Here is a 24,658-nt window from a genome sequence, read left to right as displayed (position 1 = left end):
GGAATCCGACCGCAGCGGGATCGTCTCGCGTTGGTATCGCGCCTCGACGAGAGATGGCGACGAGATGTGTCACAGAATGTTTTTTACGACCTGCCCGTTCTTGACAATGACCGTCAGGCTCTTGTTCGGATCGGCGAGCAGGCTCAGGTCCTCGAGCGGATTGCCGTCGACGAGAAGTACATCCGCCCACGCGCCCTCGGCGATTACTCCGAATGGTGCCTGTCGGTAGGGGTCGCGTTCGCCTGCGAGCCGGAAAAGCTCGGCATTCCCGGAGGTGAGCATCCGAAGGGCGTCGACATTGCTGTAGTGATCGCCGAGTCGCGCCGCCATTTCGCTCTGCCGCGGCGCAAGCTGCGGCTCGAGCAAAAGATCCGTACCCCACGCTGTTTTGACACCGTGCTTGCGTGCCCAGCTGTACACATCATCTGTGCCGGTGCAGATTTCGCGATCTTTTTCCGCGCGGCCGGGATCCGGATAGTGGTGATCTCCCAGTGCGAAGGGCTGCATCGAAAGCCAGATGTCTTTCTCGGCCATCAGAGCGATCGTTGCCTCGTCGGCGAGATGACCGTGCTCGATGGATTTCACGCCGGCTTCGATGGCGCGGCGAATGCCGGTGACGTTGTAGACGTGTGTGGCGACGTAGGTGCCGTAGTCGGTGGCCGCGTGCACTGCCGCACGAAGTTCGGGATCGGTGAACTGAACCGTGTAGAGCGGGTCGTACATCGATGCAGCGCCGCCGCCGACCATCATCTTGATCTGGGATGCGCCCTTTTTGAGTTGTTCGCGAACCGCAGCGAGCACCCGCTCCGGACCGTCTGCGACGCGCATGAAACCGATCTGTTCGGCGCGAGACTGGTTGCCGCCCAAAGCGGTGGGGCATTCGTAGACGAAGCTGAAGTCGCCGTGTCCGCTGGTTTGGGAGATGGCGGCCTGGGAAGGGTAGATGCGTGGTCCCTCGAACAGTCCTCGATCGATGACCGATTTGATGCTGCTGGTGTCGCCGGCCATGTCCCGGACCGTGGTGAACCCGCGGTGCAGCATGTTCTTTGCTTCGGCGAGGCCGTTGAGTGCGATGTGCGCTTCACTGCCTGTCACCATGTCGAGGTAGGAGTTGGCGTTGCCGACCAGATGCACGTGGGCATCGCTCATGCCTGGCATCAAGATTCGGTTGCCGCCGTCGATGACGGTGGTCTCGCGACTTGGGTCATCACCAACTGGAGACTCTGACACTGCGGCAATCGTGGAGCCGTCGATCAGGACGTCCCCGGCAACAAGGGTCGAGGAGGTGCCGTCGAAAACACGGACATTGCGAAACAGCAAACGATTTCCAGCTGGAGGAGTGGCTGTCATAAATCGGACATTAGCACCCAAAGTGGAGTCATGCTTCGGTAAAGTAAAAAACAATCAGATGGTTTGAACTTGTTGCTGCGTACCCGCCGCGGGCGGATCGAAATCAGTGCCTGATGATCAAGGTCCCGATTGGAGGATTTTTGTACGGAAGCCAAGTACGCTGCAGCGCATGCTGATTCACCCGACCATTCGAATGCAGTCGTGGGGATTCGTGATCGGATCCGCACTCTTCGCGCTTGGGTCGGCACCCTTCCTGTCGGTCTTCTTCGGTGCCGCACTCGCCAACAGCTTCTTCTTCGCGGGCTCCTGGTTCTTTACCTGCGCGGCGTTCGTTCAGTTGGTGCTGGCCGGGCCAGCAACCACCACCGACTCTGGCCGCCCCGCGATCCGGGCGGTCTGGCTCTCTGCGGCTGTGCAGTTACTCGGGACGATCTTGTTCAACGTCAGCACCGGGGCTGCGCTGCACGCGCTGACGCTACGAGGCGAGATGCACTTGGTCTGGAATCCGAACGCGGAGGGCTCGATAGCCTTCCTCGTCTCGAGCGGACTGGCCGTCCTCATCCTGCTGAGGGAAGGAACCTACTGGGCGCCGCAATCGAAGGAATGGCAAAGCGTGTGGCTGAATACCTTGGGATCCATCGCATTCGGAGTCTCTGCGATCGGATCGTTCGTCTTGCGAGACGGGAACACATTGGATCCGAACATGGCTAACATCGGAACCTTTGTCGGTGCGGTGTTCTTCCTGCTGGCATCCGCAGTATTCCTCGGAAAAAGCAGCCGACCGGCGCATTCCATGGCAGAAGCAGTCTAGCGCGCCAGGCCTCGCGCTCAATATTGAGAAATTCGGTAAGACGGAGAGGATTGCCGCCTTATCCTCCGGCATCTCCTCGATCAAGAGCTTCGATCCGTATCACTCGACATGAAGTGGGGCGCTTTCCATGAGTTCGGAAACCCGGAGTACATCCGCACGATCGCTGCTCACCTCCCGTAATCTCCTCGCTTCCTTGTTGGTGGTGGTGGCGCTGATCTTCATCCTCCAGAACCGCGCCGCGACCACGATCCAACTGTTCTGGGTATCTGTGCAGTCCCCACTCTGGCTCACCCTCGTCGTGATCCTCTTCCTCGGCTGGATTGCTGGCTTGTTGACCACCCGGCGCACGAAAACCATCACCTGAACATCGAGGATGAACAATGATCGCAATCCTGAAGGTCACAGTCCTCTGTACAGGTGTTTGGGGATCGCAGATCGCATTCCAGAGAGCGGTCAAAGGGTTCGACCGCCCGGCCTCCGGTATCAGCGTGGTGGCGGTTGACGCTGCACGTGGACGGGGTACGGAGTTTTCCGAGGAGTACAAATGCGACGTTGCCGGGGCTACTGACAGTTCAGCCTCCGCCGCCGAAAGTGTCCTATTCACAGCAGTTTTCGGCGCCGATGTCGATCTTGTCTGGCATCACACTTCGCCAATCAGGTGTGGCGATTCAATTCTGTCGAAGTTTGGGGGAACCGCAGAGACCGATACGGCAGTCATCGCCGTTGTGGTCGATTTCGCCAGTGTCATCGGAATGGTTGTGATCAAGCTGCACAAGGAAAAGGGTGGGCGCATCCTGAACTCGTTGCTCGTGCCGTTCCCCAATGCGTCGGCCGCACTAGCGGCCGGCGAATATGCGGACCCCGTTGACGTGGACCAATGTGAAAGATCGCCACCGATGCCCCGCTGCGCCCGTTTCCAGATCTACGACACCATCAGCTTCTGCCCCGCACAACGTCTTGGCTCACGGCGTCGCTGAATCGCACGCACTTGCGGCGTTACTGAAGGAAAACTGCCTCGACAAGGGGAAACCAAGGGGGAACTTGGCATCTACTCCGGTGAAGGGTCCTGTCGCCAAACCTCTAAATGAGATGGGGAACAATGTATTACAGCAGTGGAAACTACGAAGCGTTCGCGCGGCCACGCAAGCCTGACGGGGTGGACGGCAAGACTGCATGGTTCGTCGGATCGGGGCTTGCATCGCTTGCCGGTGCAGCATTCATGATCCGCGACGGCCGGATGGCGGGAAACAACATCACCGTCCTGGAGCGGTTGAAATTGCCCGGCGGTGCACTCGACGGAATCAAGGAACCGGAGAAGGGCTTCGTCATTCGCGGTGGCCGCGAGATGGAAGATCACTTCGAATGTCTCTGGGATCTGTTCCGCTCTGTCCCCTCGATCGAGGTCGAGGACGCCAGCGTGCTCGACGAATTCTACTGGCTCAACAAAGACGACCCGAACTATTCGCTGCAGCGCGTCACCGAACGTCAGGGTGAGGACGCGCACACAGACTTCAAGTTCAATCTGAACTCGAAGGCGCAGAAGGACATCATGAAGGTCTTTCTTACTCCGCGTAGCGAACTCGAGAACAAGCGCATCAACGAGGTGTTCGGCAAGGATTTCCTCGCAAGCAATTTCTGGCTGTACTGGCGCACGATGTTCGCGTTCGAGGAATGGCACAGTGCTCTCGAAATCAAGCTGTACCTGCATCGATTCATCCATCACATCAAAGGCCTGCCGGACCTGAGTACCCTCAAGTTCACGAAATACAACCAGTACGAGTCTCTCGTGCTGCCGCTGTACACGTGGCTGCTCGATCGGGGAGTGAATTTTCGGTTCGATACCGAAGTTACCGACATTGACTTCGATATCACGGGTGAAGTCAAGCGGGCCAAACGCATTCACTGGAAATCCGAGGGTGTTTTGGGTGGGGTCGACCTCGATGACGGCGACCTGGTGTTGACTACCATCGGCTCGCTCACCGAGAACTCGAACAACGGAGACCATCACACGCCGGCGAAACTCGACGAGGGCCCCGCTCCAGCGTGGGATTTGTGGCGTCGTATAGCAACAAAAGACCCCGCATTCGGACGACCAGACGTCTTCGGTGGGCACGTCGCAGAAACCAAGTGGGAATCAGCGACAGTGACCACGTTGGATGCCCGAATCCCAGAATACATCGAAAAGATATGCAAGCGTGACCCATTCAGTGGACGCGTAGTCACCGGCGGCATCGTGACAGCACGAGATTCGAAGTGGTTGATGAGCTGGACCGTAAACCGGCAACCGCACTTCAAACAACAACCCAAGGATCAGGTCGTCGTCTGGGTCTACTCACTATTCGTCGACGTCCCCGGTGACTACGTCGACAAGCCGATGCAGGAATGCACCGGCGAGGAAATCACCCAAGAGTGGCTCTATCACATGGGCGTTCCAGTCGAGGACATCCCGGAACTCGCGGCCAATGCGGCGAAGACCGTTCCAGTGATGATGCCCTATGTCACTTCCTTTTTCATGCCCCGTCAGGCCGGTGACCGGCCTGCGGTTGTACCGGATGGTGCTGTCAACTTCGCCTTCCTCGGCCAGTTCGCGGAAACAACACGCGACTGCATCTTCACGACGGAGTACTCGGTCCGCACCGGGATGGAGGCCGCGTACACCCTGCTCGGGATCGAACGCGGAGTCCCGGAAGTTTTCGGCTCCACCTACGACATCCGCAAACTTCTCCAAGCAACCTACTTCCTCAATGACAAGAAGGAGGAGAGCGTGCCGTTGCCGAAGCTACTTCGCCGCAGACTGGACAAGAAGCTCGACGAGAACGAGATCGGACAGCTGCTGCACGAATACCACATTCTCCCCCGAGAATGACGCGGGTTTCTGAATGTCTTTGTCAATGAGGGCTTCTGAGAGGAAATGCTCGTTCGGGTGTGGTCGAAGGGGCGTCTCGGAGCTGAATCTCGGTCTGGACCTCGGGGCTGAACATCGGGCAACTATGAAGTTCTCGAAAAACTACGGAAGGCAAAATCAATGTGTACCAGGGTGATGTGGCCTGATGCGGCCGGATCTGTTCTTGTCGGACGAAATATGGATTACCATCGGGACACCGGTACGAACCTGTGGTCGCTTCCGCGTGGGATCAAACGCGACGACGGCGTAGGCGGTTCTCTGAGTTGGACTGCCGAATACGGCAGTGTCGTGGCCGGCGCTTTCGACATGATGTCGGTTGACGGTATGAACGAAGCGGGATTAGCAGGTCATGTTCTGTGGCTAGCGGAATCGGATTACGGTACTCATGATACGTCGAGACCGGCTCTGAGCATGGCGGTCTGGCTGCAGTACTTCCTGGACAACTTCTCCACCGTTGCCGATGCCGCCGCGTGGATCAGCGAGGTCGACGTTCAGGTTGTCCCACTGGGCGATCCCGCGACCGGCGAAGTGCCTGCAGTTCATCTTGCATTGGACGATGCGACCGGTGATTCGGCGATCATCGAATACTTGGATGGCAAGGCCACCGTCTGGCACAGCCGCGAACACCTCGTGATGACAAATTCCCCGGCCTACGACAAGCAGATCGAACTTCTCAAAGAGGTCGACGGCTTCGGGGGCACTACGCCTCTGCCTGGCACCACACTCGCAGCCGACCGGTTCGCCCGCGCCGCATACTACGTAGGCCGACTGCCCCAACCCAAGAGTGAAATCGAGGCCGTCGCAGGGATCTTCAGTGTCATCCGCAATGCGGCGCAACCTTTCCGCATCCCTGACCCGGACAAACCCTATGCATCGCAAACGATCTGGCAGACGGTGGCAGACTTGACCAACAAGCGGTACGTCTTCGACTCGACCACGCGACCCAATGTCGTCTGGGTGGACCTGGACAAGTTGAACTTCAATGAGGGTGCGCCTGCGGGCAAACTCGACCTGATGGGAGATACATCCCTCGAAGGAGGGCTCGCCGGCAACGTCTCCCGCCGATTCGAGAAGACAGCAGCGATGCAATTCCTGACCCTGGCGGCCTGATCGAAGTCAGCCGTTCGCAGGGAGGATGGCCGCCCACGCAGGTGGCCACCCTCGCTGGCACTGTTCGTGACCGAGGCACTGTCATATTGGCGAGCTGGCCGGGCGGCAGGCAGCACAGTCGCACGCCATTGGTCTATCAATAGACCAGTGTTGCAACGATTGATCGTCACTAACCAGTGTATTTCTATTGCAGTAAGCAACTTCTCGAACCGGGCCGTACCCGGCGGCACAGGAGTGAGATGGTTGACGTTCAAGCGTTCGGTGTTTCACGCAAATCGGTGATGACGGCTGCCGGTCTCGTCCTGACAGCGGTGATCGTGATAGGCAGCATTGCGTTCGTCGGCGGACCCCATTTCGCAAATGCTGCCTACCTCGGGATGATGTTTCTGGTTCCAGCGATTCGTCGGCTGTCCCGACGCCAGCAACTGCTCGCCGCACTATGGGCCAGCGCGGTGAGTTTCCTGGGCGTCCAGATGGCCGGCAGCGACAGGTGGTTGATCCTGGTCGTGCTGATCGGCGTGTGCCTCGTGCAGGGCGCGTTCGCGAGTGGCAGCGTGGCCGCGATCTCGGGGTCACCGGTGAACTTCGTAGTGTTCAGTGGGTTCGAGCCGGGCTCCTCGCCGTGGCAAGCCGCGGCGGGGACCTTGCTCGGTTCCCTGCTCGTCGTTGCGGCGGCATACATTGCCCGTCTGACCCCTACCCGGCACGCGTTGCCTGCACGGCAAGCATTCGAATACGGCATTCTGCTCGCACTCGGCTGCGTTTTGATTGTCGGTCTGATGGATCTGCTCGACCTACCCAGAGTGACCTGGGCATTGCTTGCATTCTGCCTGATCTTCGTTCCAGATCCACACGAGCACCCCGGACAGATCAGTGAACGCATCCTCGGGACTGCGATCGGCGCTATCGCCGTCACGGCATTGGCGTCGTTTCTCCCGACGCCGCTCGTGGTGGTACTGCTTCTCGTCTGCGCGATACTGACGCTCGCCTACCTCGAGGATGACAAACGGCTGCTCTACATCTCGTTGCTCACACCGACGGTGATTCTCATGGCTTCGTTAACCGGATCGTCGAGAGTGGTCGATCTCGGAGCACAACGCGTTGTCGCCGTCCTTGTCGCCGGTGCGGTCGCTGTCGTGCTGTATTTCGTGCTCCGCAACTATCACAAGTGGCTGAACCGGGATCACACCCACACAGAAGCGTGAACGAGGTCGACTTAAACATGCAGTTCTGCAAGGGATTTCGGCCCAAGGCGAATCGAGTCGGGAACTGTACTCACTTTGATGCACTGGTTGATCCGGCATCGGCATTTACGATTCCGCAAGGAGGCGGTTTCCGACTCTTGCTTGCCCCGTTAGCGATCCGTCCGCCGTTGCGGGCGATCTCGCGTGCAATCGTGGACGGGGATCTTCCGAGTGACTTGGCGATCTCCGCCCACCTCGCTGAAATCTACGGCGCCTCGGTCTCGAAAGAAACCATCTCGCGGATCACCGACAAAGTGATCGACGAGATGCAGGACTGGTCCGCCCGACCGCTCGACGAGGTGTACGCAGCGATCTTCATCGACGCAATCGTCGTCAAAGTTCGAGACGTGCAGGTCGCGAACCGGCCGATCTACGCCGCGATCGGCGTCAATCTCGACGGACACCGCGACGTGCTCGGATTGTGGGCCGGAACGGGCGGCGAGGGCGCCAAATTCTGAATGTCCGTGCTCACAGACATTCGAAATCGGGGCACCCGGGACGTGTTCTTCCTGGTCTGCGACGGATTGAAAGGCCTGCCGGAGGGCGTAGAGAACGTGTGGCCGGCCGCCACGGTCCAAACCTGCATCGTGCACTTGATCTGAAACACTTTTCGGCTCTCGGGTCGCCAGCACTGGTGTGCGCTCAAACACGATCTCAAGCCGATCTACACCGCCCCGACCGAGGCGGCCGCTCATGCGGCGCTGGACGATCTCGCCGAGCATTGGGGCGAGAGATATCCGGCGATCATCCGACTGTGGACCAATGCCCGGCAGGAATTCATCCCGTTCCTCGATCACGACATTGAGATACGGCGAGTTCTCGGCTCTACCAACGCAATCGAGCCCCTCAATGCGCGGTACCGTAGGGCGGTGAAGGCGCGTGGTCATTTTCCTATCGAGGCTGCTGCGCTCAAGTGCCTCTATTTGGTGACGCGTTCGCTTCACCCGACAGGCAAGGGTCAGGCACGATGGATCATGCGGTGGAAGCCTGCTCTGAACGCGTTTGCGATCACGTTCGCCGATCGTTGGCCGGGATCGGAAACTTACTGATGGAGACCGACCGAAACACCGTTAAAGAGATAGACCCCAATCCCTTGGCGATCCAGGCGATGTGGGAGATTCAGGGGCGGTCGAAGGCGCGATGCACGCACCAGTGCGCGAACACGCGTTGATCGGTCTCGTCGAGTTGTTCGATACGTTCGACGAGTTCGCGGTCGAATCCTGCTATGTACCGAGTTGAGCAGAGCGATTCGAGTTCCGCTGGTATGCGAAAGGATTGACGACCGGTGAGAGCAGTGCTCGCTTCGCCAATATCTATGGCGTGTCGGTGTCCAAAAGGCTATTCCTAGAGACCATTTCTCGGATTACCGACAAGGTGCTCGAGGAAATGGCGGGGTGCAGGGCAACCCCCTCGGTGTCGATGTCCATCGAGAGTGGTCGAACAGGAAAATTGGCCGTGCCTCCAATCATGATGGGGGCACGGCCGGCTGTTCAGGGACGGGATGTGCGGATGGTCAGCTGCCGAAGATTGGTCCCAGCGATCCGAGGGATCCGATGATAGGTGGGGCGATGGCCGGTTCGGTGGTGACGGTGAAGGTACCGATGCCTGTTGTCGGGGTGTCCCCAGTCACGCTGGTGACGGCGCATGTCACGATGGTTGTGCCGACAGGAAAGACTGTCCCGGAGGTGGGTGTGCAGGTGCCGAAGATCAAACCTAGGGGCATGGCGGGGTCGGTCCAGGTGGCACGAGCGCCGTCTGCGGATTCGGCGATCACGGTGATGTTGTTCGGAAGCGCTGAGGTGCCGGTCAGGTTCGCGCCCTCGAGATTTGTGCCGGTTAGATTTGTGCCGGTCAGGTTCGCGTTCTCAAGATTTGTGCCGGTTAGATTGGCGCCGGTCAGGTTCGCGTTCTCGAGACTTGTGCCGGTTAGATTGGCGCCGGTCAGGTTCACACCTTCGAGGTTCGTACCGGTCAATTCCTTACCGGAGCAATTGGTATAGCTCTCGGGGGTGGGGTTGGAGACGTAATTTCCGCACACCCTGGTGATGATGTGGGCAGGCGTCTCTGTGACATTGATGGTTTGGGTTTCCTGCGGGGCCGCGTTCCAACCGAGTGCAGCGGCCTGATTCGCGGCGACGATGCATTCACCTGTACTTGTGAAGGTGACAACCCCGGCTGTGCTGATCGCGCAGCTCCCGGTGGCGCCGAACGTGACTGGCACATTGGACGGCGCTCCCCACGCGGTAGGGGTGTAGGTGTCCCCGAGAAGTGGGTTGGTCGGCGGAGTGGAGGTGAACATGATGGTCTGGTTGCCCTGTTCGATGGTGATGGTCTGGGTGACCTGCGGCGCGGGTTTGTAGGTCGCAGTGCCCGCCAGATCGGCGGTCACGGTGCAGGTGCCGATGCCTGTGGACGTGACGAATCGGCCGACGATGCTACACGGTCCGGTTGCACCGAAAGCGATGTTGTCTCCGCCGATCGCAGCGAGGCCGTAGGTGTATCCCACCCTTGACGGACTGTCCGGGCGGGAGGTAATTATGATGCGCTGTTCGGCACGTTCGACGGGGAAGCTCTGGACTTGTGGTGGAGCGGGCAGGGTGAACTCGTCGCCGGGTTGGGTCGCAGTGATTGTGCAGGTGCCGGCACTGGTGAACTCCACATAGGGGAGGTAGTGCGGATCGCTGCTGGCTGTGCATGCCCCGGACGCTGAGAAGCCGACCGTCAGAGTGGAAGTGGTGGTTGCTCGTGGTGAATAGTGCTCGCCTTGAAAAGATGCGTCTGTCGGTGGGGTGGAGGTGAACGTGATGGTCTGCTCGGCTGGCTTGATGTAGGTGATGACAACCTGGCCGTTTCCTGCGGCCACTCCGTCGGTGACTTCGATGCTCGTTGCAGAAGGTGAGACGTAGTTGGACCCGCCGCCACCGCCCCCACCGCCAGAGCCCAGTGTCTTGGCGTGGGTTCCGTTGTAGCTGGCGCCGCCGCCGCCGCCGCCACCGTAGTAGCCGCCGCCACCGCCGCCGCCGCCGCCGCCCTCGCAGTTGTTGTAATTTGCCGCAGCTCCGTTGCCTCCCGCTCCCAGTGTTCCCGACGAGCCGGGGTAGCCAGGGTCTTCGCCGTCGCCGCCGTGGCCGGGGCCGCCGGCGTGGCCGGTTCCGTCGGCCGCTGTAGCGCCGGCGCCGCCGCCGGTGCCGCCCTTCGAGTCCTTGAACATGCCGCTGATATTCTCTCCGTGGCCGCCGGCGGCGCCGCTCGCACCGCCACTGCCACCGTCTCCAGCGTGGGACCCGTATCCATGGCCGCCACCACCGCCCCCGCCGCCGGCGATCAGCGCAACACCGTTCGGCTGTACGGTGCCGAACTGTGACGCGCCGCCGCCGCCGACAGAAGCGTCGGCGTGACGGCACCCGCCGGGGCGGCCGCCGCCACCATAGCCCCCCTGGTATATGTCCGTCGGAGTGCCGCCGACCTGTACCGGGTATGTCTGGCCGGCGACCACGGGCGCGGTGGCGGACACATGGGCGCCGTGGCCGCCTGGTACGCCGTCCGGCGTCCATCCGCCTTCGGCGCCGAACACACTCACCGTCGCCACAGTCACATTGGCGGGCGCCACCCAATTCTGGAGTGAGCCCGTGAAGGTGAAGGTTTCCGTGCAGTGGACTTGATCGGGACAGACAGCGGTAACGGTATCCGCGGATGCGGTCCCGACCGCACCACTGAAGGTCATGACAACCGCAAGCGTGCCGACGCTGAATGCTGCGGCGGATCTGTACCGACGTGGGGGTGGGTGCAATCGCTCGAGAACAGTCACAGGTACTTGCCTTCCAATTGTCTACGCCCCGTGTCGGGATACGAAGAGCAGTCGCGAAAGGCGACCACTACCGGAAGGTATAGGGCGATTCGTCAGAGAAGTGGGATTTTCGGGTGGCCACTATAGGACATTCCTTTACTGGGGCCGTAAGTGGCCGAATCTGGCCGCTCGCCCCGATGCACCGATCGTTGCGGGGATCGGTTGCGGTTCATAGGCGGCTGATGGTCAGGTAGAGGTGGACGGCCGAATCGAATCTCGATCTATGCCTGAGTGTGAGCGAGGGTCGAAAGCTAGTCCAGTCCCGACCCGATGGTCTTAATCGATCGTTGCAACAGGCCTGAGATTCTGGGGTTATGTTGTCATCGTCTCGTCTCGTCTTGTCGTGTTAAGGGGGGCAGGGCCGGCGCCTACACTCCGCCAAGCGCCGCCGCTTCATGGAATTGGAGGCCGTGAATGGAGCATCCGTGCAGCCGCCCGCGAAGTTGGAGTACCCGCTCGTCCGGAACCAACTGGGCCCGCGCCTATTCGGTCTATCGCGCCGGGCAACTTGTCATAGACGATCGGCCGTGAGCGTCTTCGTCAAAGGCTCACACGAACTGGCCGCCGGAAACCATTGGTCACCAATGGCTATCGATTACAAATCGCTGTACCTGCGCCCGCGTCACAAACTCGCTACCGAACCGGAGCCCATGGGCGTCGAGTGCGCCGACTCTGACGGCTTCTACCAGGCCGCCCTCGCCGTGACTGGCAACGTCGAAATCCTGGCTTGGGGCACAACGGTTTTAGAGGAGTCCACGGAGATGATCGGCGCCGGAGCCGCGGACCCCTTCGCGGAGATCGACCAGAGTGATTTGAATTTCATTCTGCACCTATGTGATTACGCCCAGGACGGTAAGCGTCAGCTGATCACCTCCGGTTATCTGAAGGCCTCGCGCCGCGAGTTGGACGAGCGAACCACCGAGGGCAATCCGCACCACCCGCACTCCCGTACGGTGGCGCTGTCGCTTTGATCCAAAAATATAGCGGCACATCTAGTTTGGGGCAGATTGATACCGGACACCGCCGGGCCGTTCACCTTCAGGCGGCGGAATATGTCGCGGTGGTCTCCCGCCAGGCTGCGAATCGGTCGGCCATCTCGGAACGCCATTCGGCGGCGGTTAGCAGGTGTCGGCGCCGCCGGAAATGTGGCGAGATGCTGCTGAACGCGGACAGCAACCGTTGCGCGTGCCCAAGTGAGTTGAAGCGTTTCATCGCACGTTCGCGTTGTCGGGTCGGTTGGTGCGAGTTCTCGGCTCGCTTGTTCAAATACTTCGACTGGCAATGCTCGACCGTTCCCTGCATCTCGCGGTGCGCCACCTGGTAGCTGCCGATCTTGTCGGTGACGATCACCCGCAGCGCATACTCCACACCTTTGAGCAGCCTACGGAAGAACCGTTTGGCCGCCAACGCGTTTCGGTGTGACTGAACTAGCACATCGAGCACGTCGCAGTCCTGATCGACAGCACGCCACAATAATGTTGCCGACCATTGATCCGAATGAAGCCCTCGTCGAGGTGCCACTTGTCACCGGGTTGTAGGCGCCGCCGGCGAAGCTCGTTGGTGTAGGCCGGCCCGAATTTGGCGCATCACCGCCGGACCGTCTCGTAACTGACCACGACACCGCGTTCGAGCATAAGTTCCTCGGCCTCACGGAAACTGAGTGGGAACCGAGAGTACAACCACACGCAGTGGTTGATGATCTCGACCGGGTAACGGTGGCCTTTGTACGACGGCATCGGACTGGTCACGCCATATTCTCCCAGTTTTGCCCCATTCAACAACGTGACGGTGCCATCGGCGATGCGATGTCAGTGCGCCTCCGCCTGGCGGAGAACAAGGATCAAACGTCCTGCGCGAATTGTGCACGAATCGAGCACCTGAGCCGGTTACGTCGATCTCCCGTCAAGCTGCACATCCGGTACCGACCCTGCGCCTGTCGGGCGATTGGCCCCGTACGATCATCGTCAGCCACATCGAGGGATGTGAGTTCACGACACGAAGTAAGCCGAACTGCACGCTGAACGACAGTGCGGAATCCGAAATCCGCACTACTCGCACGAGATACCTGACGAACACCGGACGAAGGGACCCGCATGAACCGGACCGCCGAACTCGCAGAGTTTCTCAATACGGCATTACGCGGCCGGATCGAGTCTGTCGCCGAACTCGCCGCCGCAGTGGGTGCGTCACCCGAAACAACCGAACAACAGGTTCAACGACTCGAAGAACTCGGATTCCTCTCACTCTCAAACGAAATCATCACCTACCGACGCCCCGACAACGCAGTCGCCGACGTCACCCACCACATCCTCACCAGCTTGTCCCACAATCTCGCCGATACGATCACCACAACCCAAGGAATTCTCGCCACACTGCCGAAACTGTTGCAAGCCTGGCAATACGGCGACACCGATGCCCACGGTCTGCCCATCGACGTCATGCACGGCCCATTCGCCGCCGCAGACATGTACAAACTGCAAGCCTCACGAGCGAAACCCCGCACCTCCTACGCATGCATGCCCGACACCACACCCCTGTACACAGCGCTTCTCGAACAGGAACCCGGATCCTACTGGGAGAAAAACGCCGTACCCGATCACGACATCCGCCTGATCGTCAGTACCGCCGACGCGAACTCCGATCTCGGACGCAACCAAATTGCCCACGAAATCAACGCAGGCTCACACGTTCGGATGCATCCGAACCCACCGAGCTTCTTCTGGATACTCGACCACACCCGCATCGGAATCCCCCTCACTTGGGGACAAGCATGGCCAAGCAGCATCATGGCCATCGATTCCCCCACCCTCGCGCAGACGATGACCTGGATCTATCACCGCATCTGGGAGGAAGCAATACCCGTCACCGCGCACGACCAGCCATGGGAAAACCCCTGGGACCCCATTTTGCACCTGATGAACTCCGGCATGACGATGGAATCAGCATCAACCGCACTCGGAATGACCACCCGAACCGGGCGCCGCCGAGTCGCCGACGCGATGAACCACTACGGCGTCGTCAGCCACTTCTCCCTCGGCGCCGCCTGGAGCGCATCACACCACCGCCAACACGCCGGCACATAGCAAACAGCGACATCCGAAACAACTTTGCCCTTCGGCCCACGTAACACGTTGGAAAGTAACGTCGTTAAGGATCCATACTCGATCAACTGCGAACAGTCGGGGTCTATCTCGGTAACGGTGTTTCGGCGGTTTTCCAACAGTAAGTTTCCGATCCGGGCCAACGATCGGCGAACGTGATCGCAAACGCGTTCAGCGCAGGCTTCCACCTCGTTATTCATCGTGCCTGGCCCTTGCCTGTCGGGTCCAGTGAACGCGTCACCAGGTAGAGGCATTTCAGTGCGGCAGCTTCGGTGGGAAAATGCCTACGAGCCTTGACAGCCTGCCGGTATCGGGCACTAAAAGACTCAATCGCATTGGTAGAGCACAGCACTCGCCGTATCTCGGTGTCGTAGTCCAGGAACGGGATGAACTCCTGTCAGGCGTTGTTCCACAATCGGATGATCGCCGGATACTGCTTGCCCCAACGGTCAGCGAGATCCTCGAACGCTGCACTCGCGGCGGCCTCGGTCGGGGCAGTGTAGATCGGCTTGAGATCATGTTTGAGCGCATCTTAATGCTGCCGTGACGACAACCGAAACGTATTGCGGATCAAATGGATTACACACGTTTGCACCGTGGTCGCCGGCCACACATTCTCGACGACCTCCGGTAGACCTTTCAATCCGTCGCAGACCAGGAAGAACACGTCCCGGGTGCCCCGATTTCGGATATCCGTCAGCACGGACATCCAGAATTTCGCGCCCTCACCGCCGGTTCCCGCCCACAAACCGAGCACGTCGCGGTGCCCGTCCCTGACTTTGACGACGATCGCATCGACGAAAATCGCAGCGTAGGCTTCGTCGAGCGGTCGGGCAGACCAGTCCTGCATCTCCTTGAGGACCTTGTCGGTGATCCGCGAGATGGTCTCTTTCGAGACCGAGGCGCCGTAGATTTCAGCGAAATGCGAACTGATCTCACCAGTCGTTAACCCTTTGGCATGCAACGACAACACGATCTCATCGACCCCGTTCAATCGACGCTGGCGTTTCTTGACGATCTGCGGCTCGATCGTTCCTTCCCGATCACGAGGGACCTCGATCGGAACGTGGCCGCTGGCCTCGGTCAACACCGTTTTCGACCGAGTCCCGTTGCGAATATTCGTCGAGCCACGTTCCGGCGGGGCTTGGTTCTTGTCGTGCCCGAGGTGCTCGGTCATTCTCCTCGTTCAACGCGGTTTCCAGAACGGTTTTGGTGAACTGCTTGAGCAAACCGTCCGGCCCGGTCAGCGACAGACCCTGCTCCTTCGCCTACCTGACCAACTCCGCAGCCGCCGCAGCTTCCGCAGAGGGCTCGGCCCTCTTCTTCGTCACATCTTCCAGTGTCGTCATCTCGGCACCTCCTCACTGAGCATTCACTCAGCTAGTCGGGCCGAAACACCGATTTAGAGACAGTCCCCGTAGATCGGGGTGGACCGACCCTCCGGAAGTCCGACGAGTTTCGAGAGGGCGGTGACGACAGTGTCCATGTTGGCCGGGTCGGCGATGTACGCGGTGGCTTTGCGAATTGCGTCGTAGAACCGCTGCACCGGTTACGGTGCTTCTGTCCATGACGTCCTTGGTCGTGGTCAAGACCGGATTTGTTGCGATGGACGTGGTCAGGGTAGTGCTGCGAGTGCTTCGTGAAGTCCTGGGTAGGTGGGGTCTTCGGCGAGGATTTTTTCGATGCTCTTGCGTGCGGCTGCTTTCCGGTTCTGGGCGAGATCGACCTGGGCGCGTTCGAGGAGAGTGCGGTGGCGCACTTCGGAGGCGCGGGAGCGGACTCGCAGTGCTTCTTTGAAGCTTTCGCGTGCAGCGTCGTTGTATCCGAGCTGAGCGAATGCTCGCCCGCGTAGAGCGAGCAGTAGCGCGGTGGCGTCGTCCTCGTTGGTGATGCCGTTGGTCAGATCGACAACGTCTTGGTGTCGGTCGGCGGAGCTGTAGAGGTCCGCCAGCGAGAGTGCTGCGTGGGCTGTGGGGGTCGCGTATTCGACTGTCCAGATCGCGGCGGGGAGGTTGTCGGCGCTTTGGTGCAGTTCGGCGGCGGCGAGGATGAGGACGTCGTCGCTGATGCGCAGGGCAGCTGTGACGCCGTGGACGATTTCTACCGGCCACCTGCGTTCGGGGATGTATCTCTGCACGAAGGGGTCTGCGGACAGGTTGACGTGTTGGGCGACGACCCATCCGAGGAGTGAACGTGCTCGGTGGGCGGCGGCGGGGTTGGTGTCGGCGAATTCGAAGTGCAGCAAGCCTTCCAATGCTGCGGCGAGGATCCGTATGTTCGGGGCGATATGCCCGTGTCGTTGCGCGACGCCGACGTAGTCGGCTGGTGTCCGTGAGTGCAGGATCTGGAACAGTTCACGCTCCCAGGCCGGCGCATGGGGAGGCGGCATCACCGGAACGGGCGGCGTTGGTGGGAGTTGGGAGACCGGCGTCGCTGCGGCAGTGGGAGTTCGGCGGCGGGGAGCGGATGTGCTGGTCGGTCGGGATCGGTTGCCCCCGATCGTCGTTTGATGCGAGAGCCCGGTACCTGGCACGGACAGGGTTCGGCTGACGCGGCCGTTGGCGTGTTTGGTGATTCGGGCGCCCTTGACGCCTGCGGAGTAGCCGATGCCGCTGCGGCTGACGTTGACGCGAACTCCGGGGACGATCTGGATGCTTTTGCGGAATCTGAAACCCATGATCGGCTCCTACAGTTCGTATCCGGCGGGGACGGGCGGGTTGGACCAGTCGATGGGCGGTGGGCCGTGGACTACTGGTGGGGCAGCGGCTTCGGAGGTCGGGGCGTCGGTGTCGTCGTCGACGGTGACACCGAAATCGCGGGCCAGACCGGCGAGTCCGTCGTGGTAGCCCTGGCCGACGGCACGGATCTTCCAGTGGTGGTCGCGGCGGTAGATTTCGACGGTGACGGCCGCGGTTTCGCTGCTCCAGTCGTCGATGGTGAATGTGGCGAGTGTGCTGCCGTTTGCGTCGCGAACGGCGATGTCTGCTTGTCCCAGGTCCGCGAGAGTTGCCGGGGTAGGCGCATCGAGACTGAGGACGATTGCGATGCGCTCGATCTCCTGATCGAGGCGGTACAGGTCCACTGTGATGCGGTCTTCCATCGATGTTCCGGCACTTCGTTTGCCTCCGTGGTGGGTGGAATCGTCTCTGGATTCGGCCTGGTTGTAGAACACGAAATCGAAGTCGCCGCGGACCTTCCCGTCGGGGGTGAGCAGGAGCGCTGATATGTCGGCGTCGATCTCGGGGCGTTGGTGCCATGTGCAGTGCACAGTGATCTCGGCCTGATCGAGTGGAGCATTCTGTCCCTTGCTTAACTGCACGTGATGTACTCCCTTGTACCGACTGAGCTACATCAAATCAGGAAGTACCTCCAGCCTGCTCGACCGCCGGGTAGTTCAGACGGCGCGGCGGACATCCTCGACCGGTGGCCGACTCGATGCGAAGCAGTGGAGACATCGTTAACCGGTGGTTAGAAACATGTCACAGTCCGGATGGAAACTGCTGCAGCACATGCAGCACTGCGCAGCGGCCCCCTTTCCGTTTAGTTGTTGGGTGTAGCTGCGAGACGGCCGAACGGAGCACCTTGCGGTACATCATCGTGAGGATCGCTTCGGCGTGGTGAGGTCGGCGAGTTCGTTCACAGGCTCCTAGCTCACGGCATCGCCCAGATCGAACGCATGATCACCGGCACGAATCATGTTACCGGGCAGCATATTTCACCGCTTCATTCCGCGAGGCCCGGCACTACCGAATCCGGCCGTACACGCCGAAAACAACGGAAAAGTGGAACGGTACAACCGCATCCTCGCCGAAGAACTGCTGTACTCCCGCGAATACACTAGCGAGACGCAACGACGGACCACCATCGAGATCTGGAGGTTCACTACAATTATCACCGACCGCATTCAGCACGCGGAGGACGACCGCCCGCAGCTTACCGCCGGCACCGAGTTACCAACGTCCATGCCTCATACAGCTAGTGGGCTGGCGATATTGCGTCGCCGAAGCGCGTACTCACTGCGGTTGTTGTGATTGGTTCCCAACTGGATATGTGCTGGATTGCCGCATCCGGCGAAATCACGTTGAGGAATCAAGTGCTCACGCCACATTCTCCCAGTTTGCCGCGTTCAACAACGTGACAGAGCCGTTGAGGAGGGTGCGGACTTGGTGTTGCCAGTGTGTGCGGCTGGTCCAGGTGGGGGTGTGGGCGTAGGTGCCGCCGGGGATGGGGAGCGACCAGGAGTTTCCGCGTTGGTTGCTTGCGCGGTTGAGGTCTTCGATGCGGGTGACGTTTTCGGTGGCTTATTGTACGGCGTGTGCCCATTCGTCGTCGGAGGTCCTCGACATCGACGCGAGGAGCGCCCACATTGATCCATCGCTGAACTTGGCAGTTCGAATCGAGTTCGGCGACGCGATCGTCAGAGCCGCTGTCGCCGATTGCGTACATCCCGGTTGTTGTGGTGGTGAGTCCGGACAGCTCGGAAAGGCCCGCATCGGTGGGTGTGCACAGAGCGTCGAAGCCGCGGAGATCTATGGTTCGCCGAATGAATGTGGGTGCCGGAGGGGATACTCGACTCACCGGAGATCGGCGACAACGAGCAGGAAGTGACGAAGCGATGGCGAAGAGTGATTCCGAAAAGCAAGGCGCAGACTCCCCGTCTCAGTTGATCGACAAGCGAATCGAGGAACTCGGAGACTGGCGGGGCGAGACGCTCTCGCGGATACGCACCCTGATCAAAGAGGTGGACCCGAATGTAGTGGAGGAATGGAAGTGGCGAGGAGTCCCGGTGTGGTACCACGCCGGAATGATCTGTACCGGTGAGACTTACAAGAGCGCAGTCAAGGTGACTTTTGCCAAAGGCGCATCGCTCGAGGACGCCTCAGGCCTCTTCAACTCCAGCCTCGAGGGCAATACCAGGCGGGCGATCGACTTTCACGAGGGTGAAACCGTCAACGAAAAGGCGTTCAAGGCACTCGTTCACGCCGCGATCGCCTTGAACACCTCGAAATAGTGACTCCCTGTCAGAGCTGATGTTCAGCGAGGTCGAACGCGCTGAGTAGCGTGCGGAATTTTGTACTGGTCTCTCGCAGCTCGGTTTCAGGATCGGAAGAAGCGACGATGCCGCCGCCGGCGTACGCCCGCGCGGACAGACCGTCTGCGGCGATCTCGGCGCAACGAATGGCTACCATCCACTCACCGTCTCCGGTGCGGTCGCACCAGCCGATCGCACCGGCATAGAATCCGCGATCGCCCTCGGTTGCGGTGATGTGCTCGCGTGCAGCGTCCGTTGGTGTTCCGCAGACAGCGGGAGTCGGGTGCAGCGCCATTGCCAGTTCGAGCGAGGTCAGGCTCGGATCGGTCAGGACTCCTTCGATCTTGGTCCCGAGGTGCCACAGTTGCGGTGTCCGAAGCAGTTCCGGAGCTCTGGGTGCAGTGAACGACGTGCACAGCGGTCCGAGGATCGCGCTGATGGAATCGACGACAAAAGCGTGTTCTGTGAGATCTTTGGTCGAAGCGCGGAGTTGCTCGGCATTCGCCTCGTCCTGATCCGAATTCGGATGCCGTGCAATCGAGCCCGCCAACGGGTGGCAGGTGACGACGTCGCCTCGCCGCTCGATGAGAACCTCTGGTGTCGAGCCGACCAGCGAACGTCCGCGGTACCCGCCACCGGCGGGGGACAGGTCGACGCAGAAGCCGTTGTGCGCGTGGTCGAGTGCAATCAGATTCTCGGCCAGAGCGGAGGGGGAGATCGCGGACTCGGCTTCGATGGTCAGTGAGCGTGCGAGGACAACTTTGTCGAGTTCGCCTGCTTGAAGACGGACGATGGCGCTGCGGACCCTGTCGGTGTGGATCTGCGGGCTCGGTCCGAATCCTGCTACCCGCGAAGAGGGAAGTTTCGGAGTGTTCGAGTGATATAGATCACCGCGGACTCGCGTGAAACTCAGTGGCGCAGTGAGGGCGGACGGTGTCTCCGGGGAGAAGGGCAGGGCACCGACGACCGAGTCGATACGCCCCGTCTTGAGGGCTTCAGCCGCGTCGAAGGCCGAGTCGAATTCTTCGACTACTCCCGAAGTGCGGATCGACGTTTCCCTACGTGAGAGCAGGAAAACGGAGTTCGTTCCATTGTCAGTCCGGTTGTTGCGCAACGGGAATTCGGAGACTTCGGCGAGTGCTGGCATGGACACCCTTCCAGTTCGACAGGATTACTTGCTATGTTGAGGCTACCCTTAGTTTGGGCGAATGTGTGTCGTGAGCGTCCGGGTTATGTACTTCCGTACCGTTATGGTTAGGCTGGCCTAAAGTCAAGGCGTGCGGACGGGGTCGACACGAGGGTGGGTTGGCTCGATCTGAGCGCGTCGACCACTACTCGAGGAGACCGATGAGCAACACCGTGGACCGTGACCAGATCGTGCGCGACGTCGCCGAGGTTCTGTCGATGAGGGCAGAACAACTCGGCGACGACGCGGACCTGGGTGACGAGGGCCTGGACTCGGTTCGTTTGATGACGCTCGTCGAACGGTGGCGAGGAGCGGGCGCGGATGCCGACTTCGCCGAGTTGGCAGAAGAACCCACGATCAATGCCTGGGTCCAGGTCCTGTGCCCGCAGTGAGCGCGCACCGAATCGCCGTGGTCACCGGTGCGGCGGCAGGTATCGGCGCTGCAGTTGCCCGGACTCTTGCGCGCGACGGGTATTCGCTGGCGCTTCTTGATCGCGACGACGTCGAATTGAAGTGGGTAGCTGCGGAATTGGCAGAAACCATCGCCGATGGCGCCTCGATCGAGTCCCACGTCGTGGACGTGACCGACCGGCAAGCAGTCGATGCAGCAGTGGCCTCCACGATGGACACGTTCGGCCGGATCGACGCGCTCGCGCACGTCGCAGGAATTCTCGACACCGGATCGGTGCTGGACTCTGATCCCGATCAGTGGCGGAAGATCTTCGGCGTCAATGTCTTCGGTTTGCTGAACGTGCTGCAAAGTGTGGGACTGGAAATGCGTCGTCAGCGGACCGGGTCGATCGTGGTGGTCTCGTCCAACGCAGCCGGAGTGCCACGTATCGGGATGGGTGCTTACGGCTCGTCCAAAGCTGCTGCGACGATGTTGGTTCGAACCACTGGACTGGAGTTGGCCGCCGACGGGATTCGTGTGAACGTGGTCGCTCCTGGGTCCACCGACACCGCAATGCAGCGTTCGTTGTGGTCGGACCCTACCGACGATTCGGGTGCCGACGCGGTCATCGAAGGCAATCTGGCGAACTATCGCCTGGGCATTCCGCTCGGAAAATTGGCCACCGCAGACGATATCGCGGACTCGGTGCACTTCCTGCTGTCCGACCGGGCGGCCCACATCACCATGCAGGCGCTGTACGTCGACGGTGGTGCGACGCTCAAAGCGTGAGACGTATTTGCTGACAGTACTTTCGAAGAGGAGTCACTTGCATGACCTCGAGGATCGCTCGCGAGCCCTTGGCGCCCGTCGCACAGTATCCACCAGAATTGGTGACACACTATCGGGAACGAGGCTACTGGACGGACGAGACGCTGGCCGGTTTCATCACGGATGCGGCCGCACGACATCCCGACAACGAAGCTGTGTTCGGTAGCGATGCCGCTGGAGCAAAAACACGGTTGACGTATTCCGAGCTCGATCGTCGTAGTTCGGCAGTGGCCGGAGGCCTGTTCGCGTTGGGTGTTCGTGCCGGTGACCGTGTGCTCCTGCAGCTACCGAACATCGTGGAATACGTCGAAGCATTGTTCGGCGTGCTGAAGCTCGGCGCACTGCCGGTTTTCGGGTTGCCGGCGCATCGCCGAACCGAAATCGGATACTTCTGCCAGTTCGCTGATGTCGCTGCCTATATCGTGGCCGACCGTCATGGCGGGTTCGACTACCGCGCATTGGCGCGCGAGGTGAACGAAGGCCTCGAAATTCCGCCTGTTGTGATCGTGGCGGGTGACCCCGAAGAGTTTGTCGGTTTCGATTCGCTGCGCGGATACGAGGTTCCCGTTCTTGCCGACGTCGATCCGTTGTCGGTCGCCTTTCTTCAGCTTTCCGGTGGCACGACCGGTGTTCCGAAGCTGATTCCGCGGACGCACGCCGACTACCTCTACTCGGTGCGAGCATCCAACCCGATCTGCGGCGTGGACGACTCGACGCGCATGTTGGTGGTTCTTCCTGCAGCGCATAATTTTCCGATGAGTTCGCCAGGCATCCTCGGTGTTTTCCACGCGGGCGGCTCCGTGGTTCTGGCGCCGGACACCATGCCCTCCACAGCTTTCGGTCTGATCGAATCAGAGCGAGTCACGCACGCTTCGTTGGTTCCACCGATCGCTTTGGCGTGGATGGCCGCCCCCAGTAAGGTAGATCACGATCTGTCGAGCTTGCGGGTTCTCGGCGTCGGCGGAGCGAAATTCAGCGCCGAAGCGGCTGCACGGGTACCCACGGAGTTGGGCTGCACCCTCCAGCAGGTGTTCGGGATGGCCGAGGGGCTGGTCAACTACACCCGCCTCGACGACACGCAAGAATTGATCGTCAGCACGCAGGGTCGGCCCATTTCACCCGACGACGAGGTTCGTGTGGTCGACGACGAGGGCGCGCTCGTCGAGCCCGGAACCACGGGCCACCTGCTGACGCGGGGGCCGTACACGATCCGCGGCTACTACCGCGCGGATGCGCACAACGCCGAGGTCTTCGATGCCGAAGGTTTCTACCGCACCGGCGATCTGGTCAGCGTCACCGCCACGGGTCACCTGATAGTCGAGGGGCGTGCAAAGGACCAGATCAACCGCGGCGGTGAGAAGGTTGCAGCGGAGGAGATCGAAAACCACCTGCTCTCGCATCCTGCGGTCCACGACGCGGCCGTCGTGGCTGTTCCCGACGAGTACCTGGGCGAGCGAACGTGTGCAGTCCTGGTGATTTCGGGAGAATCGCCGACTGTCGGCGAGATCAAGCGATACATACGAGGCCGAGGCGTTGCGGCGTACAAGGTTCCGGATCGAGTGGAATTCGTGACCGAGTTCCCCGTCACCGGCGTCGGAAAGACCAGTAAGGCGGCCTTGCGCCGTGTTCTCAGTGAATCGATTGCGGCGCAGACGCTGTCGAGTTGATCGGTTCTCACTCCCACTCTCTCGAGGAGATTTTCATGGCGCTACCCACCGCAGTCCGATACGAGATGCCCACCGAGTTTCCGCAGAATCGGGTCGACTGGACTCTCGATCCTTCCCGAGCGGTGCTGCTTCTGCACGACATGCAGGAATATTTCGTGAACGCGTACGACCGAAGCGTCGACCCGCTCCAAACCGTGGTTCCGAACATAGACCGGCTTCGTTCGTCGGCGCGAGCTGCCGGAATCCCGATCGTCTACACCGCGCAACCCGGAGATCAGGATCCCGAGGAGCGTGCGTTGCTGTCGGATTTCTGGGGACCGGGTCTGAAGGCAGATCCCGCTCACACCGACGTGATCGCCGAGTTGGCTCCGCATCCGGACGACGTGATGCTCACAAAATGGCGCTACAGCGCCTTCATCAAAACGGATCTGCGTGAGCGGCTGCACGAGAGTGGGCGTGACCAGCTGATCATCACCGGAATTTATGCCCACATCGGTTGCCTGACTACCGCTTTGGACGGGTTCATGCAAGACGTGCAGATCTTCTTCGTGGGCGACGCGGTGGCCGACTTCTCCCTAGGCGAGCATGTCGGCGCCCTCGAGTACGCGGCCGGGCGCTGCGCCTCGGTCACCCGAACCGATGACCTGGTCAAGGCGATGAGCGCGGAAACGGTTTCGGCGTAGGCGTGAACGGCGACGGGTGCGCCACCCGTCGCCGTATTGTCAGGTGTGTGAAGACTTTGTTGGTGGTTCACCACTCGCCCTCGCCGACAACCCACGAATTGTTGGATGCAGTCCTTGCCGGTGCTCGCGATCCGGAGATCGAGGGCGTCGAGGTGAAGGTGGTGCCGGCGTTGGCGGCGACGGTGCCCGACGTACTCGCTGCTGACGGCTATCTTTTCGGTACCACTGCCAATTTCGGATACATGTCGGGTGCGCTCAAGTACTTCTTCGACACCACGTACTACCAATGTCTCGGTGCGGTGTCGGATCGGCCGTACGGCCTGTGGGTTCACGGCAACAACGACACTGCTGGTGCCGTGTCGTCGGTGCGCAAACTCGCGACAGGGCTCGGGTTGGTCGCGGTGGCGGATCCGCTCGAAGTGACTGTGAGCGTGGACAAATCTGTCCGCGATGGATGTTATGAACTGGGCGGAACCGTCGCCGCGACCTTGATGGACTAGCTC

21 protein-coding genes and 5 pseudogenes are annotated in these 24,658 nt (G+C 60.6%); 17 read left to right on the top strand and 9 right to left on the bottom strand.

From position 1 onward, the window contains the following. Positions 1-69: 69 nt before the first annotated feature. Positions 70-1,350, bottom strand: a complete 1,281-nt coding sequence (locus AC1DVN_RS11065) for a metal-dependent hydrolase family protein (protein WP_477845946.1) — start codon at positions 1,348-1,350, stop codon at positions 70-72. Between the two features lie 169 nt (positions 1,351-1,519). Between AC1DVN_RS11065 and AC1DVN_RS11060 the strand changes: the two genes are divergently transcribed. From AC1DVN_RS11060 to AC1DVN_RS11035, 6 genes are all read left to right on the top strand, one after another. After that, the gene (locus AC1DVN_RS11060; protein WP_477845947.1) at positions 1,520-2,161 is read left to right on the top strand and encodes a hypothetical protein; all 642 of its coding nucleotides are present in this window, start codon (positions 1,520-1,522) and stop codon (positions 2,159-2,161) included. A 127-nt stretch (positions 2,162-2,288) separates the two neighbouring features. Then, entirely contained in the window at positions 2,289-2,525 is a 237-nt protein-coding gene (locus AC1DVN_RS11055; RefSeq protein WP_358344411.1) for a LapA family protein, read from the top strand. A gap of 16 nt (positions 2,526-2,541) precedes the next feature. After that, positions 2,542-3,138, top strand: a complete 597-nt coding sequence (locus tag AC1DVN_RS11050) for a 3-hydroxyacyl-CoA dehydrogenase (RefSeq protein WP_477845948.1) — start codon at positions 2,542-2,544, stop codon at positions 3,136-3,138. Positions 3,139-3,260: 122 nt separating this feature from the next. Next, positions 3,261-5,027 carry an oleate hydratase gene (locus tag AC1DVN_RS11045; RefSeq protein ID WP_477845949.1) on the top strand — a complete coding sequence of 589 codons (1,767 nt, stop codon included), beginning with the start codon at positions 3,261-3,263 and terminating at the stop codon, positions 5,025-5,027. Positions 5,028-5,186: 159 nt separating this feature from the next. After that, complete coding sequence (locus AC1DVN_RS11040) at positions 5,187-6,176, top strand: linear amide C-N hydrolase (protein WP_477845950.1); 990 nt, start codon at positions 5,187-5,189, stop codon at positions 6,174-6,176. A 239-nt stretch (positions 6,177-6,415) separates the two neighbouring features. Beyond that, entirely contained in the window at positions 6,416-7,381 is a 966-nt protein-coding gene (locus AC1DVN_RS11035) for an FUSC family protein (RefSeq protein WP_477845951.1), read from the top strand. A 70-nt stretch (positions 7,382-7,451) separates the two neighbouring features. Here AC1DVN_RS11035 and AC1DVN_RS11030 read toward each other — a convergent pair whose 3' ends face one another. Then, positions 7,452-7,604, bottom strand: coding sequence for a helix-turn-helix domain-containing protein (locus tag AC1DVN_RS11030; protein WP_477993800.1), 153 nt, complete (start codon positions 7,602-7,604; stop codon positions 7,452-7,454). Between AC1DVN_RS11030 and AC1DVN_RS11025 the strand changes: the two are divergent. Both AC1DVN_RS11025 and AC1DVN_RS11020 read left to right on the top strand, forming a co-directional pair. Further along, a pseudogene (locus tag AC1DVN_RS11025) lies at positions 7,603-8,469 on the top strand (IS256 family transposase); the annotation flags it as partial. The gene AC1DVN_RS11030 and the pseudogene AC1DVN_RS11025 overlap by 2 nt on opposite strands. Positions 8,470-8,683: 214 nt before the next feature. After that, a pseudogene (locus AC1DVN_RS11020) lies at positions 8,684-8,816 on the top strand (transposase); the annotation flags it as partial. 117 nt (positions 8,817-8,933) lie between these two features. Here the strand turns inward: AC1DVN_RS11020 and AC1DVN_RS11015 are convergent. Continuing rightward, on the bottom strand, positions 8,934-11,228 hold the full coding sequence (locus tag AC1DVN_RS11015; protein WP_477993794.1) for a pentapeptide repeat-containing protein: 2,295 nt from the start codon (positions 11,226-11,228) through the stop codon (positions 8,934-8,936). Between the two features lie 566 nt (positions 11,229-11,794). On the opposite strand from AC1DVN_RS11015, the gene AC1DVN_RS11010 reads away from it, so the two are divergent. Next, a complete protein-coding gene (locus AC1DVN_RS11010) occupies positions 11,795-12,238 on the top strand; it encodes a CocE/NonD family hydrolase C-terminal non-catalytic domain-containing protein (protein WP_477917065.1) in 444 nt (147 codons plus the stop codon). Between the two features lie 67 nt (positions 12,239-12,305). On the opposite strand, the pseudogene AC1DVN_RS11005 reads toward AC1DVN_RS11010, so the two are convergent. Then, a pseudogene (locus AC1DVN_RS11005) lies at positions 12,306-13,003 on the bottom strand (IS6 family transposase). 357 nt (positions 13,004-13,360) lie between these two features. On the opposite strand from AC1DVN_RS11005, the gene AC1DVN_RS11000 reads away from it, so the two are divergent. Continuing rightward, positions 13,361-14,350 carry a hypothetical protein gene (locus AC1DVN_RS11000; RefSeq protein ID WP_477845954.1) on the top strand — a complete coding sequence of 330 codons (990 nt, stop codon included), beginning with the start codon at positions 13,361-13,363 and terminating at the stop codon, positions 14,348-14,350. 103 nt (positions 14,351-14,453) lie between these two features. Here AC1DVN_RS11000 and AC1DVN_RS10995 read toward each other — a convergent pair. From AC1DVN_RS10995 to AC1DVN_RS10980, 4 genes and pseudogenes are all read right to left on the bottom strand, one after another. After that, positions 14,454-15,717: pseudogene (locus AC1DVN_RS10995) on the bottom strand (IS256 family transposase). Between the two features lie 53 nt (positions 15,718-15,770). Then, entirely contained in the window at positions 15,771-15,914 is a 144-nt protein-coding gene (locus tag AC1DVN_RS10990) for a hypothetical protein (protein WP_477845955.1), read from the bottom strand. Positions 15,915-15,983: 69 nt separating this feature from the next. After that, positions 15,984-17,045 carry a DUF4236 domain-containing protein gene (locus AC1DVN_RS10985; protein WP_477993793.1) on the bottom strand — a complete coding sequence of 354 codons (1,062 nt, stop codon included), beginning with the start codon at positions 17,043-17,045 and terminating at the stop codon, positions 15,984-15,986. A 9-nt stretch (positions 17,046-17,054) separates the two neighbouring features. Further along, positions 17,055-17,687 (bottom strand): TerD family protein, encoded by a 633-nt coding sequence (locus AC1DVN_RS10980; RefSeq protein WP_477993792.1) that lies wholly within the window; start codon positions 17,685-17,687, stop codon positions 17,055-17,057. 330 nt (positions 17,688-18,017) lie between these two features. On the opposite strand from AC1DVN_RS10980, the pseudogene AC1DVN_RS10975 reads away from it, so the two are divergent. Both AC1DVN_RS10975 and AC1DVN_RS10970 read left to right on the top strand, forming a co-directional pair. Continuing rightward, positions 18,018-18,347, top strand: a pseudogene (locus AC1DVN_RS10975) (integrase core domain-containing protein); the annotation flags it as partial. 636 nt (positions 18,348-18,983) lie between these two features. After that, positions 18,984-19,379 (top strand): DUF1801 domain-containing protein, encoded by a 396-nt coding sequence (locus tag AC1DVN_RS10970; RefSeq protein ID WP_211916861.1) that lies wholly within the window; start codon positions 18,984-18,986, stop codon positions 19,377-19,379. A gap of 10 nt (positions 19,380-19,389) precedes the next feature. Here AC1DVN_RS10970 and AC1DVN_RS10965 read toward each other — a convergent pair whose 3' ends face one another. After that, positions 19,390-20,547, bottom strand: a complete 1,158-nt coding sequence (locus AC1DVN_RS10965; RefSeq protein WP_477845958.1) for an isochorismate synthase — start codon at positions 20,545-20,547, stop codon at positions 19,390-19,392. Positions 20,548-20,747: 200 nt separating this feature from the next. Between AC1DVN_RS10965 and AC1DVN_RS10960 the strand changes: the two genes are divergently transcribed. Genes AC1DVN_RS10960 through AC1DVN_RS10940 form a run of 5 tightly spaced genes read left to right on the top strand, consistent with a single transcriptional unit; the run spans position 20,748 to position 24,655 of the window. Further along, the gene (locus tag AC1DVN_RS10960; RefSeq protein WP_003942230.1) at positions 20,748-20,978 is read left to right on the top strand and encodes a phosphopantetheine-binding protein; all 231 of its coding nucleotides are present in this window, start codon (positions 20,748-20,750) and stop codon (positions 20,976-20,978) included. Then, positions 20,966-21,766 carry a 2,3-dihydro-2,3-dihydroxybenzoate dehydrogenase gene (locus AC1DVN_RS10955; protein ID WP_378666341.1) on the top strand — a complete coding sequence of 267 codons (801 nt, stop codon included), beginning with the start codon at positions 20,966-20,968 and terminating at the stop codon, positions 21,764-21,766. Before AC1DVN_RS10960 ends, AC1DVN_RS10955 begins: the two co-directional genes overlap by 13 nt. A 41-nt stretch (positions 21,767-21,807) precedes the next feature. After that, positions 21,808-23,472, top strand: a complete 1,665-nt coding sequence (locus AC1DVN_RS10950) for a (2,3-dihydroxybenzoyl)adenylate synthase (RefSeq protein ID WP_477845959.1) — start codon at positions 21,808-21,810, stop codon at positions 23,470-23,472. A gap of 35 nt (positions 23,473-23,507) precedes the next feature. Next, positions 23,508-24,155 carry an isochorismatase family protein gene (locus AC1DVN_RS10945; RefSeq protein ID WP_029255214.1) on the top strand — a complete coding sequence of 216 codons (648 nt, stop codon included), beginning with the start codon at positions 23,508-23,510 and terminating at the stop codon, positions 24,153-24,155. 47 nt (positions 24,156-24,202) lie between these two features. Beyond that, on the top strand, positions 24,203-24,655 hold the full coding sequence (locus AC1DVN_RS10940) for a flavodoxin family protein (RefSeq protein WP_019748153.1): 453 nt from the start codon (positions 24,203-24,205) through the stop codon (positions 24,653-24,655). Positions 24,656-24,658: the final 3 nt, after the last annotated feature.

It is taken from the genome of Rhodococcus sp. P4_E4, assembly GCF_056401575.1.
This window is presented reverse-complemented; position numbering and strand designations above follow the sequence as displayed.

Coding starts and splice junctions, on each gene's coding strand:
- AC1DVN_RS11065 (WP_477845946.1), bottom strand. CDS start 1,350: ATGACAGCCACTCCTCCAGCTGGAAATCGTTTGCTGTTTCGCAATGTC.
- AC1DVN_RS11060 (WP_477845947.1), top strand. CDS start 1,520: ATGCTGATTCACCCGACCATTCGAATGCAGTCGTGGGGATTCGTGATC.
- AC1DVN_RS11055 (WP_358344411.1), top strand. CDS start 2,289: ATGAGTTCGGAAACCCGGAGTACATCCGCACGATCGCTGCTCACCTCC.
- AC1DVN_RS11050 (WP_477845948.1), top strand. CDS start 2,542: ATGATCGCAATCCTGAAGGTCACAGTCCTCTGTACAGGTGTTTGGGGA.
- AC1DVN_RS11045 (WP_477845949.1), top strand. CDS start 3,261: ATGTATTACAGCAGTGGAAACTACGAAGCGTTCGCGCGGCCACGCAAG.
- AC1DVN_RS11040 (WP_477845950.1), top strand. CDS start 5,187: ATGTGTACCAGGGTGATGTGGCCTGATGCGGCCGGATCTGTTCTTGTC.
- AC1DVN_RS11035 (WP_477845951.1), top strand. CDS start 6,416: ATGGTTGACGTTCAAGCGTTCGGTGTTTCACGCAAATCGGTGATGACG.
- AC1DVN_RS11000 (WP_477845954.1), top strand. CDS start 13,361: ATGAACCGGACCGCCGAACTCGCAGAGTTTCTCAATACGGCATTACGC.
- AC1DVN_RS10985 (WP_477993793.1), bottom strand. CDS start 17,045: ATGGGTTTCAGATTCCGCAAAAGCATCCAGATCGTCCCCGGAGTTCGC.
- AC1DVN_RS10970 (WP_211916861.1), top strand. CDS start 18,984: ATGGCGAAGAGTGATTCCGAAAAGCAAGGCGCAGACTCCCCGTCTCAG.
- AC1DVN_RS10965 (WP_477845958.1), bottom strand. CDS start 20,547: ATGCCAGCACTCGCCGAAGTCTCCGAATTCCCGTTGCGCAACAACCGG.
- AC1DVN_RS10960 (WP_003942230.1), top strand. CDS start 20,748: ATGAGCAACACCGTGGACCGTGACCAGATCGTGCGCGACGTCGCCGAG.
- AC1DVN_RS10950 (WP_477845959.1), top strand. CDS start 21,808: ATGACCTCGAGGATCGCTCGCGAGCCCTTGGCGCCCGTCGCACAGTAT.
- AC1DVN_RS10945 (WP_029255214.1), top strand. CDS start 23,508: ATGGCGCTACCCACCGCAGTCCGATACGAGATGCCCACCGAGTTTCCG.